Raw genomic sequence first — 10571 nt, 5'->3', positions numbered from 1 at the left:
GCCATTTTTGGTGCTTTACTGTTTCTCAAATGCCTTTTTTCGCTCCTTATGTTTATTTTTATGCTCACTTTGATTTTTTCTCTCCGTAATTTCTCTCTGTGACAGCTTAGGGTGCGGAATGTGGGTTATAGAGAAAGACATTGCTGCGATATTTGTCATTTGTTTTCGATCTAGAGCGAGCTAATCAATTAAGTTTCTTGCCAGATAAGGATTTAGTCGATTTATGCCACCCGATCGAACTATACCAAGTAACGAAGAACCGTGATCAGTGAACTGAAAACTCACATCTGATAACTGACTCCGGACTGCCGATTACTGATTTGACATTTGGGCGGTGATTACGGTGAGATCGATCGCCCTTTCACCCCTTCTGATTCTTAGGGGTAAAGATTGACCAATTCCAGTTTTTTCCACCATTTCCTGTAACTCAGTGCCATCGCTAACCGGTTGATTATTAGCTTTAAAAATCACATCACCGCGACGGATCCCAGCTTTTTCGGCGGGGGTATTGGGTAGGACTTTCACCACCAAAATTCCCGACACTTCCGGCACGATCATGGCAGAATTGGGGTTTTGATTATTCGCCCGGGCTAAATCGGCAGTTAGATTAACCATCTGCACACCGATATAGGGATGGGCCACCTTTTCACCTGATTCTAGGGTCGCTTGTAACTGCTTAGCCCGGTCGATGGGAATGGCAAAACCGATCCCCATGGCATCAGCACGAATCGCCGTATTGATGCCGATGACTTCCCCTTGGGCGTTGAGTAAAGGACCGCCGGAATTACCCGGGTTAATAGCGGCATCGGTTTGGATAAAATCAATGCGTTTATCGGGAATACCCGCCTTAGCCGCCGAGCGCCCGATCGTGCTAATAATTCCTAAAGTTACCGTATTATCTAGACCGACGGGATTGCCTACTGCGATCGCCCAGTCCCCCACTTGTATAGATGAGGAATTGCCGAGGACGGCTACAGGTAAATTTTCCCCTTGGGGATTAATTTTCACTACCGCCAAATCAGTGAGCCGATCAGTACCGCGGACTTCCCCCTTGAAGCTGCGACCATCTTTTAAAGTTACCGTTACCTTATCGGCATTATCCACCACATGTGCATTAGTTAAGATTAAACCACTGCCATCGATAATAAAACCCGATCCCTGGCCCGCCACTCGCTGCTGGGTGGGAACACGAAACTGTTCCCCAAAAAACTCCTGAAAAAAAGGATCATCAAAAAAGGGGCTATTGGGACGAGTAATGATTGCTTCGGTGTCAATTCGCACCACTGCCGCACCTGTGCGGGCCACTGCCTTAGCAACAAAACTTTCCGCCGTTATCTCCGGGGGAATTCTGGCCAGATCGGTGGCAGTAGTGGGAAGATTTTGGGCATTTACCGCAGCTAAACTGCTAAAACCGAGCATAAATCCCAGAAAAGTTGCCAAAGCATGGGTAATAGTTCGCCGTAACCCTGTAGGAAGTTTCATACTTTGATCTCTGAATTCTGATGTTTTAACTGTTTCTGTCTATCGGTTGACAGACCGACTATTAAAAATCTAACAAATCGATCGCTCCGATTAAATCTATGATTGACACCAAATCCGCCATTAGACGGATTTGGTTATGGTTTGCCGTTTACTAATCTCTGATCACTAGGGGCGATTGCAGGGTAATATTTAAATCTCGATCGGGGTTAACAGAGTATAACTGCGCGGAACTACCACCGACAATTCCCGCCGTCGGTAAACCCCATCCTGCAAGGGTTCCCACGGCTGCCCCCGCTAAGACATCGAGAACTTCAATCTTGCGATCGCCCGTAAGAGCAGCGATCGCTGTTGCTGCCCCCGCACCGGCGACGGTTCCCGCTAAGATATCTTGAGTTTTTGCCCCTTTACGCACGGTTTCAGTGGTAGTAATTAATCGCGAAGTGGCATTGAGGTGAATAGTGCGATTACCCCCATCGAGGCGAATTTCCTCGGCAATAAAGCGCACACCTTGGCCCATCGCTTGTAAAGTACCCTTGACTTCACTTCCCTCTGCAATCACCACACTCCCATTCCGGTTACGAATATCTCTGGCTACGGTTAAAGTCAGAGGAATAACATCACTTTTAGAAACTAAAATTTTATCGGCTTTCTCGTAATTCAAAGGGATAACTGTTCCCGCCGGAATCGAGATTTGTTGAGCGATGAGACGTGGCCGATTAATATTAGTCTGAGCGAGGACGGGAAAAGTGCCGGACGTGGAACCCATGAGCAGGGTAATCAGTAAGGCTGTGCCGGCTCTAGTACCAGGATTGATAGACATAGCGGTTATCCTCTCAAAAAACAACAGTGGTTCTTCGTTACTTGGTATGGTTCGATAGGGGGGCATAAATCGACTAAATCTTTATCTGGTAAGGGATTTAATTGATTAGTTCGCTCTAGATCAAAAACAATTGACAAAAATCGCCAAATGTCTTTCTCTATAAGAGTTTCATTTTTTATAACCCTGTCCGTTGCATAAGACAAACCGAAGAACCACAACAGTGAACTTTCTCTGTTTCTAGATTATTTTTTTCTGTCTGTCATGTCAGTCCCCCCCACAGGGAATTTTTTCCCTCTCTATAGGGAAAAAAGTAGAATAGGGGAATTTCTGCGTTTTGTCCAGCGACCGCAAAAGAGAGCCGAAAAGCCTAGAATAGTAAAAAACCTTGGATTGCCATCGTCTATGGAACTCGCTGCCGGAAAAATCCTTAGTCATCGCTACCAAATTATCCGTCAATTGGGAAAAGGGGGATTCGGACAGACTTTCTTGGCCTGCGATCGCCAGTTACCCAATCAAAATCGCTGTGTGATCAAACAATTTCAACCCCAGTGCCGGAATGCCGAAACTGTAGCCATCGCTAGACGACTCTTTGAAACTGAGGCGAAAATCCTGCAAGAATTGGGCAATTATCGCCATATTACCCGTTTATTTGCTTATTTTGAGGAAAATGGGCAATTTTTCCTCGTGCAGGAATACATTGAAGGGGAAGATTTAGCCACAGAAATTACTGCCGGTGTCTATAGGCAAAATGAAGAGAAAGTGGTGGCTTTATTAACAGAAATTCTCTCAATTCTCGAATTTGTCCATCAGAAACAGGTGATCCATCGCGATGTTAATCCCTTCAATCTTATTCGTCGCCGTCAAGATGATCAATTGGTTTTAATTGATTTTGGTGCTGTCAAACAAATTAGCACTCAAGTAGTTAAAGAAGGTAAAACCGTTTCTACAGTCGCTATCGGTACCCCGGGTTATTTCCCCAGTGAACAGGCCCAAGGTTATCCCCGTTTTAGTAGCGATATCTATGCCACTGGTATGATTGGATTACAAGCTTTAACTGGTAAAGCTCCCGAAGATATTCCCTTGGATGCTCGCACGGGGGAAATTCTCTGGCAACATTTGGCCATGACTAGCACCGATTTTAGTGATGTTATCGAGCGCATGATCCGCTATGATTTTCGTCAGCGTTATACCAGTGCCAGTGAAGCATTAATCGCTCTGAGAAAATTAGGGAAAATTCATCATCTCGATCCGAAAAATACCCAGGCGGTGAAATCTCAAAGTCAAGTTGCTCGTCAAGGGAAATCTTGGCTAACAAAAATCTTGTTTGTATCGGGGACAATTGGTTTAATAGCTGGTGCTTATCTGAGTTTTGACTATTGGCAAAATTCCCGTAATTCTATTAATTACTATCAACAAGGTCAGACTTTTTATCAACTCAAACGTTATACTGATGCCCTTAATTCCTATGGTCAAGCCTTAAAAATTAATCCCGATTATCTTGAGGCATTGCAAGGAAAAGCCGATGCTTTATTGGCTTTAAAAAGATACTCGGAAGCTTTAAATACCTACGAAAAAGCTATTCAAATTAACCCAGATTCCGCTTGGCAAGCTTGGCTCGGTCGCGGGAAAGCTTTAGATAAATTAGATAAAAATCAGGAGGCTTTAGAAAGTTTTGAGCGGGTCTTATCTCTTAATCCTGCCGCTAGTCAAGCTTGGCAAGGTAAAGCCGATATTTATCTAGAACTGCAACAATATTCCGCCGCTCAAAAAGCTCTTGAAAAATTGTTAACTTTTCAGCAAAATGATGCCAAAATCTGGTATAAAAAAGGCTGGTCATTACAAAATCTTGAGGATTATGAAGGGGCAGTTAAAGCCTACGATCAGGCTTTAGCGATCGAGTCAGATAATGCCTTAATTTGGTATCAAAAAGGTAATAGTTTGTATCAATTAAATAAAATTAATAATGCTTTAGAAAGTTATAGCAAAGCCGGACAATTTAATCCCCAATTTTCCCAAGCTCACTATAGTCAAGGGATTATTCTGCAAAAATTAGGCCGCAATTCAGAAGCTTTGGAGGCATTTACTCAAGCAACTAAAGCCAATTCTAATTATTATCAAGCTTGGTTAAATCAAGGCGCATTACTTCATCAACTGGAAAGATTTCAAGAAGCGATCGCATCCTACGAAAAAGCTCGCCGTATTTCTTCCCGAAAATCTGAAGTTTTTATCGGTATCGGTAACGCTTGCTATCGTTTAGGCGACTATTCCCAAGCCATAACCGCCTATCAACAGGCGATTCAAAGACAAAAAGATAACCCCGAAACCTGGAAAAGTTTAGGCAATAGTTGGTTTAAACTCGGTCAATACGAGCGAGCGATTCAAGCTTATCAAGAATCACTTCGTTATCGTTCCAATGACCAAGAAGTGCAAACACAAAAACAACTGGCAGAAACTCGCTGGCAAGAACTTCAGCAATCTCCCCAAAACCCAACCCCGAAAGTGGATAGCAAGGAACCAGTTCCCTAACTTCCGCTCTTTTTTCAGATAGTGATGCAATTCAGACTTGAATTGGCAAACCCATCATCATAACATATAATCAATTTGCAAGAGTTCTAATTATTCACTACCAGCTAATCAGCGATCGCTATTTTAGTTCAGTATAAAAATTCTGCGCTATCCATAGCGTGGTAGGAAATGGGAGTTAGAAGACAAAACAGGATAGACTTTTCTCTAGTCCGATCGATTTTGGTGGCCATGAAGGATTTATTGGCGATTTTTAGCAAGGAATTAAGCTCTTGGTTTCGGCGCTGTTGGTTAGCGATACTCTTAACCGGCAGGGTTTTTTACTTCCTATTCACGCGCAAACCCGATTGGCGCGTCACCCAAGAACAAATGGTGGCAGCTGGGCCTGCTTCGCTGATTATCGCCATGATCACGGCTGCGGTGATCGGGATGATCTTTACTATCCAAGTGGCCCGGGAGTTCCAAGCTTTGGGTGCTGGCAGTATGGTGGGGGGAATTTTGGCCCTTGCTCTCGGTCGGGAACTCTGTCCGATTATGATGGCGATCGTGGTAGCCGGTCGGGTAGGATCAGCTTTTGCGGCGGAAATCGGTACCATGAAGGTGACAGAGCAGATCGACGCACTCTATATGCTCAAAACCGATCCCGTGGAATATCTGGTGCTGCCTCGTTTAATTGCCTGTTGTCTGATGGTTCCCGCTTTGAGTATTATGGCGTTGCTGATCGGTTTAGGTAGCGGTTTGCTGGTCGGCCAAAGTTTATACGGGATTGCTAATTCAGTTTTTCTCGACTCGGTTCGCGGTTTCCTGCGCGTGGGAGACGTGCTGAGTGGACCGGTTAAAGGGTTGGTTTTTGGGGCTTTAATTGCGATTATCGGCTGTAATTGGGGTTTAACGACCGATGGCGGTGCTAAGGGAGTCGGCCAAGCTACGACCGCGGCCGTAGTCACTATGCTCTTAGCGATTTTTGTATCTAATCTGCTGATGACTTGGATCTTGTTCCAAGGATCTGGTAATAGTTCAGTTTTGTTTGGACAGTAATTTCAGTTAAAAACGCTCATTTTCTAGCCATTGTTCTAAATCATCTACTGACTGAAAATCTAATAAAGCTTCTCCTAAGTTTTCTAAATTTTCTAGAGAAAGACTTTGGATATTGGCGGATAATTCGGCAGAAATCTCACCTATACGCCGATTTAATAGACGTAGAAGCAAGTTGACGGCTCCTTCTTGTCTTCCTTCCCCTTTGATTGCCTGATAGATAACAGATTCTTTCATAATATCCTTCCTCAACAATTGTTGAATATTGATTATCCCTAGGTTGAGATTAAATTATCTCTAATATCCACCGGGGAAATATTGAGCAAGACAAGCGGAACAAATTGCTGCTTTGCTAAAATTATCTCCATCGTCTTGTACGTTAGCTGATGCTTGACCACAGTAGGAACAAATTTGAAATATCGTTGCTATCGTTCTCTGTTCTTCCACATCATCAAAATCATAAAAACACTCATTACTGAGAATTTCACCGATATTGACATCGCAACGGAATGATTCTTTTATTATGTCCAAAACTATCGACTGTTGTTCTTCAAAACTTAGGGACTGAAACGCCTTATTTTTCAAATACAATCGACCTAACATTGCATTGACGGCATAACTAGCTTGATGATCTGACATAATGATAATAGAGGGAATTAATAGAATAAAAATAACCGCAGTAAATTAGTTAAAAACGCTCATTTTCTAGCCATTGTTCTAAATCCTCTACTGACTGAAAATCTAATAAAGCTTCTCCTAAGTTTTCTAAATTTTCTAGGGAAAGACTTTGGATATTGGCAGATAATTCGGCAGAAATGCCACCTATACGCCAATTTAATTGACGTAGAAGCAAATTGATGGCTTCTTCTTGTCTTCCTTCCCCTTTGATTTCTTGATAGATGACAGATTCTTTCATAATATCTTTCCTCAACAATTGTTGAATGATGTCTTTGTTTAATACTAATCCAGCGAGAATCGCGGTGGAGGCAGCCAGATTGCTTTGTTCTCAACTGTCGCTGATTTGTTCGATTTTTTGGGCGATTTGCCGCAGTAAATTCTCTTGCTCCTCAGTTTGAGCTAGTATAGCAAAGGGCAATAGTCCTGGTGCTTGCAATAAGAGTTGATAGGGTTGTTCCCATAGTCTAATCACCTCAAATTGATGATAAGTTTTTCCCTGTTGATAGTCATTCTGTCTGACTAGGGGTAAGGTACTTTTCCTTAGATAAATCACTACCTGATAGATAGGTTTGCCTTGATAGCGTCGATAGAGTCTTGTGGCATAATCGAGCATTCTATAGGGAATATCCTCTTTAGGGTCGGTTTGGAACTCAATATGTAAGATTAGTTCTTCTGACTCCAAAAAGATTAAACTATCGGCTCTTATCGGCTCCAATGACAACTCTGAGGGTTTAATTTCGGTTAAATCCAAAGGTTTACCTAATAACCAAGTGGCTAAATCTCTCGAATATTCAAGGGCGATAAATTTACAAGTGGAATCATACATCAGTCTTGACTATATTTTACTCAAAAATAGAGATAAATAGACTAAAGCCTGGTAAGACATCCTCGCCGCTTAAATTAGCGGGTAGTTCCATAATTTCTACGGGTTGCTGAGGACGATAAATTTCCACCTGTTGTTGTTGAGGATTAACTAGCCAACCTAATCGCAAACCACTGTGGAGATATTCCCGCATTTTAGCTTGAATTTCTGGGAGGGAATCGCTACGGGAGCGCAGTTCAATAACGAAATCGGGACAAATAGGCGGAAATTTCTCCTGTTCTTCTCGACTTAGAGCTTGCCAACGAGTCAAACTCACCCAAGCAGCATCGGGAGCGCGATCTCCGCCATTCGGTAAACGAAAAATCGTCGCCGAACTAAAGACTTTACCCAATTGGGTTTGATGATTCCACAACCAAAGCAAACTAATAAAATCGGCCTCTCGGTTGCCGCTAATTCCCCCAACAGGTGGCATCACAATTAATTCTCCTTGAACGTTTCTTTCCAATTGCCAATCTGGGTTAACTTGACAGAGACGGTAAAACTGCTCATCGGTGAGATTGACTGTATCTAAGTTTAAAATCACTGCTGCCATAGCTATATTTCACCCTAGAAAACACTCTAGTCTTAATTATAGTCAATTAGATTCCCCGCCAGATTGCGATCGCACCGTCCCGATCTCCAGTGACTAACCAACGACCATCTTGACTGGCAACCATTCTTAAGATGACGTTTCCCTTGAGAGTATTCAAGTGCCGACGGGTATTAACATCCCAAAATTTGACGGTTCCATCCCCGGAAGTGCTGGCCAAAACTTTGCCCCCATCGAGCAGGGCCATATCAGTTACAGCGTCGTTATGGGCGAGAATAGTAGTGGTGCCGATGCCGCTTTTCACTTGCCAACTGCGGATCGAACCGTCTTGACTAGCAGTACCGGCGGTATTACCATCCTTGGAAAAAAGCACCCGATAAACGGGGAATAAATTACCCGCATAGGCGCGAATAAAGCGACCGGTACTCACTTTCCACAGTTTAACGAAGCCATCGTAATCGGCGCTAACAATTCCTTTACCATCGGGACTAAATGCGATCGCCTGAATCGGATGATTATGGCCGCGCAGGGTTTTTAACAGTGTACCCGTCTGAAAATCCCAGAGTTTGACAGTACGATCCCAGCTACCCGTGGCCAAAATTTTGCCATCGGGAGAAATAGCGGCATCGGTAACGAGAAAAGCATGGCCAGGATAGGTCATTTCTAATTTTCGCGTGCGCGTATTCCAGCGTTGCACTTTTCCCCCCGCATCGGCAGTTACGAAACTCTTACCATCGGGACTAAATTGGATAGCATTGACAGTATCCCCTAATTGCCAAGTCCTGAGAGGTTTTTGGGTTTTTAGGTCCCATTCCCTGACAGTGCCGTCAAAACTACCACTCAGCAGCCTGGAGTTATCGGGACTAATGGCCAAAGCATAGATGGGATCCTGATCGGCTTTTAAAATAGTAACCCGTTCGACGGTCTGCCAAGGAACGATTTCTGCTAGGGGAGGTGCTTGCGGAGTGATGATTTTGCCTTTTTCCTGATTGACTGCACAACCACCAGATAGCAACAGTAGCAATAATAAAGATAATGTCGGTTGATAAAGGGTTATTTTCATAGAATTTTGCCGTTGTCAAAATCATCTTAAACTACTTTAAACTTGAACGGGTAGAATTTGAATAGAATAACGACAACGAGGAACAAGATAAATGACAAATTTTTGATTGGTTGTGTTGGCTTCTTCCAGAACATCCTGTAAATTTTCACCGTGAGCAATCACCCCTTTTTCATTATAGGCAATGTATTGATTTTTATACAAATCAAGCACGGTGTCACGATTTTTGTTTAACCAACGTAACATTTCTTGGGCTTGTTCTTGAGAGATTGAGTCTGTCATAATCTTTCTAAGGAGAGACGTTTTTTATGAGAAGAAAAGCAGTGTTAATCAGTTTATTTTTGTCAATTATAGCTTCTATTTGATCCGATTGATAACAAGCTGCTTCGACTTCTAGAGAAGCGGCATCAAAAGCATTAAGATAAGCATCGTTTAAAGTGTCTGTTAATTCCTCATCACTTAAATAATATCCTGCTGCTTTTCGGCGTTTATTGTGGCGTTTAATTTCTCTAACACTATTGCGAATGGAGACATCCCAAGAACGGGTGGTTCGGTTTTCTGCCTGTTGTTTAATTAAATGAAGTAATAAGATAACAGCATAACTACGAATAGTGCTAATAATACCGTTTTTGCTCATATCTTCAAGTTCTTCTACAATCGCCAGTGAACCTTTAATATCACCTTTTAAGAGCAAAGCTTTTAGTTCTAAAAGTTCTTCCATAATCCAATTTCTTCCCCAAATACCCCTTAATTATATCTTGCCACAAGTTTCTCTATCCCAAAGCTCATTTAAGGCCATCTTGAGCAAAAAATTAATCATTTTTTCATTTATTTTAAGTTTTTATGTGCTATGGTGTGGCCGTTCTTGTGAAAATGGAGTTTTTAATATTGAATATATTGTAGGGGCGAATTGCATTCGCCCTCTTTTAATAACTTCTGCTGCTCACCCATATGTGAGAGAAAGTCACCAATAGGAGATGCACCCGTCAGTCTATCTATTCAACAGACAAAAAACGGTGAAGCGAAAGCTGATCAAGTTAAACAATTTTTAAAAATACAGGAGGAAGAAAATGAATTCAACAACCCAGGATTTTAACGGTTTTAGCATCAAGACTCGCCAATTCAAAAATGAAACGCATCAACCTCAAGAGTTGTCAAAGAAAGGCTCATCAGGTACTGTCTGATCATTAACAAAAACAAATCAGACCCAAAAACGAAGCCCTCAACATCTTAACATAGAACAAAGAAACTTGCTCTACCAACTTAGTCAGGAGGGAAATTTATCTCAACGGCAAATGGCCGTCTGGCTCGGATGTCATCAAAGCACAATATCACGGGAATTAAAAAAGAATCAAAGTTCCCTTGGCTGCTATCTACCTGACACAGCACAAGCTCAAAGCGAAACAAGGCGAAAAAATGCCAAACAACCCTTTAAAAATGTCAGCGAGTCAGCCTTAGAGTTGGTCAAAGAAGGATTGAAAGATTATCATAGTCCCGAACAAATAGCAGGTCGTCTGAAAAAAGCTGGTCAAGAATCGCTCAGTCATGAAACCATCTATCA

At 42.5% G+C, this 10571-nt stretch carries 11 protein-coding genes and 2 pseudogenes; 3 read left to right on the top strand and 10 right to left on the bottom strand.

What is annotated here, in order from left to right; all coding sequences use genetic code 11:
• Positions 1–312 precede the first annotated feature (312 nt).
• The 3 genes from IQ224_RS17860 to IQ224_RS24315 form a co-directional block, all read right to left on the bottom strand.
• On the bottom strand, positions 313–1482 hold the full coding sequence (locus IQ224_RS17860) for an HhoA/HhoB/HtrA family serine endopeptidase (RefSeq protein ID WP_002748858.1): 1170 nt from the start codon (positions 1480–1482) through the stop codon (positions 313–315).
• 151 nt (positions 1483–1633) lie between these two features.
• Positions 1634–2302 (bottom strand): hypothetical protein, encoded by a 669-nt coding sequence (locus tag IQ224_RS17855; protein ID WP_002748856.1) that lies wholly within the window; start codon positions 2300–2302, stop codon positions 1634–1636.
• A gap of 5 nt (positions 2303–2307) precedes the next feature.
• On the bottom strand, positions 2308–2505 hold the full coding sequence (locus IQ224_RS24315; RefSeq protein WP_228036294.1) for a hypothetical protein: 198 nt from the start codon (positions 2503–2505) through the stop codon (positions 2308–2310).
• Positions 2506–2704: 199 nt separating this feature from the next.
• On the opposite strand from IQ224_RS24315, the gene IQ224_RS17850 reads away from it, so the two are divergent.
• Together IQ224_RS17850 and IQ224_RS17845 are read left to right on the top strand one after the other, a co-directional pair.
• A complete protein-coding gene (locus tag IQ224_RS17850; protein ID WP_084989812.1) occupies positions 2705–4828 on the top strand; it encodes a serine/threonine-protein kinase in 2124 nt (707 codons plus the stop codon).
• Between the two features lie 228 nt (positions 4829–5056).
• A complete protein-coding gene (locus IQ224_RS17845) occupies positions 5057–5863 on the top strand; it encodes an MlaE family lipid ABC transporter permease subunit (protein ID WP_002736708.1) in 807 nt (268 codons plus the stop codon).
• A gap of 6 nt (positions 5864–5869) precedes the next feature.
• On the opposite strand, the pseudogene IQ224_RS17840 reads toward IQ224_RS17845, so the two are convergent.
• From IQ224_RS17840 to IQ224_RS17810, 7 genes and pseudogenes are all read right to left on the bottom strand, one after another.
• A pseudogene (locus IQ224_RS17840) lies at positions 5870–6124 on the bottom strand (DUF4351 domain-containing protein); the annotation flags it as partial.
• 33 nt (positions 6125–6157) lie between these two features.
• Complete coding sequence (locus IQ224_RS17835; RefSeq protein WP_002748850.1) at positions 6158–6499, bottom strand: hypothetical protein; 342 nt, start codon at positions 6497–6499, stop codon at positions 6158–6160.
• Between the two features lie 49 nt (positions 6500–6548).
• Positions 6549–7364, bottom strand: a pseudogene (locus IQ224_RS17830) (Rpn family recombination-promoting nuclease/putative transposase).
• Positions 7365–7380: 16 nt separating this feature from the next.
• Positions 7381–7953, bottom strand: coding sequence for a Uma2 family endonuclease (locus tag IQ224_RS17825; RefSeq protein ID WP_002748844.1), 573 nt, complete (start codon positions 7951–7953; stop codon positions 7381–7383).
• 46 nt (positions 7954–7999) lie between these two features.
• On the bottom strand, positions 8000–9013 hold the full coding sequence (locus IQ224_RS17820) for a WD40 repeat domain-containing protein (protein WP_002748843.1): 1014 nt from the start codon (positions 9011–9013) through the stop codon (positions 8000–8002).
• Between the two features lie 36 nt (positions 9014–9049).
• The gene (locus tag IQ224_RS17815; RefSeq protein WP_002748842.1) at positions 9050–9292 is read right to left on the bottom strand and encodes a DUF5678 domain-containing protein; all 243 of its coding nucleotides are present in this window, start codon (positions 9290–9292) and stop codon (positions 9050–9052) included.
• Between the two features lie 7 nt (positions 9293–9299).
• Positions 9300–9731: a DUF29 family protein gene (locus tag IQ224_RS17810; RefSeq protein WP_002748841.1), complete on the bottom strand. Its 432-nt coding sequence runs from the start codon at positions 9729–9731 to the stop codon at positions 9300–9302.
• Between the two features lie 514 nt (positions 9732–10245).
• Between IQ224_RS17810 and IQ224_RS17805 the strand changes: the two genes are divergently transcribed.
• Positions 10246–10571: helix-turn-helix domain-containing protein (locus tag IQ224_RS17805; protein WP_194033293.1), on the top strand; the 326-nt coding region annotated here is incomplete at its 3' end.

Source organism: Microcystis sp. LEGE 00066, from assembly GCF_015207925.1.
Classification (GTDB): domain Bacteria; phylum Cyanobacteriota; class Cyanobacteriia; order Cyanobacteriales; family Microcystaceae; genus Microcystis; species Microcystis ichthyoblabe_A.
Note: the sequence above shows the minus strand (reverse complement) of the source record. Positions and strands in the feature narration are given on the sequence as shown.

Bases quoted from the DNA above. Each gene is read 5' to 3' on its own strand.
- IQ224_RS17845 (WP_002736708.1), top strand. From the start codon at position 5,057: ATGAAGGATTTATTGGCGATTTTTAGCAAGGAATTAAGCTCTTGGTTT.
- IQ224_RS17860 (WP_002748858.1), bottom strand. From the start codon at position 1,482: ATGAAACTTCCTACAGGGTTACGGCGAACTATTACCCATGCTTTGGCA.
- IQ224_RS17835 (WP_002748850.1), bottom strand. From the start codon at position 6,499: ATGTCAGATCATCAAGCTAGTTATGCCGTCAATGCAATGTTAGGTCGA.
- IQ224_RS17810 (WP_002748841.1), bottom strand. From the start codon at position 9,731: ATGGAAGAACTTTTAGAACTAAAAGCTTTGCTCTTAAAAGGTGATATT.
- IQ224_RS17825 (WP_002748844.1), bottom strand. From the start codon at position 7,953: ATGGCAGCAGTGATTTTAAACTTAGATACAGTCAATCTCACCGATGAG.
- IQ224_RS17850 (WP_084989812.1), top strand. From the start codon at position 2,705: ATGGAACTCGCTGCCGGAAAAATCCTTAGTCATCGCTACCAAATTATC.
- IQ224_RS17815 (WP_002748842.1), bottom strand. From the start codon at position 9,292: ATGACAGACTCAATCTCTCAAGAACAAGCCCAAGAAATGTTACGTTGG.
- IQ224_RS17855 (WP_002748856.1), bottom strand. From the start codon at position 2,302: ATGTCTATCAATCCTGGTACTAGAGCCGGCACAGCCTTACTGATTACC.
- IQ224_RS17820 (WP_002748843.1), bottom strand. From the start codon at position 9,013: ATGAAAATAACCCTTTATCAACCGACATTATCTTTATTATTGCTACTG.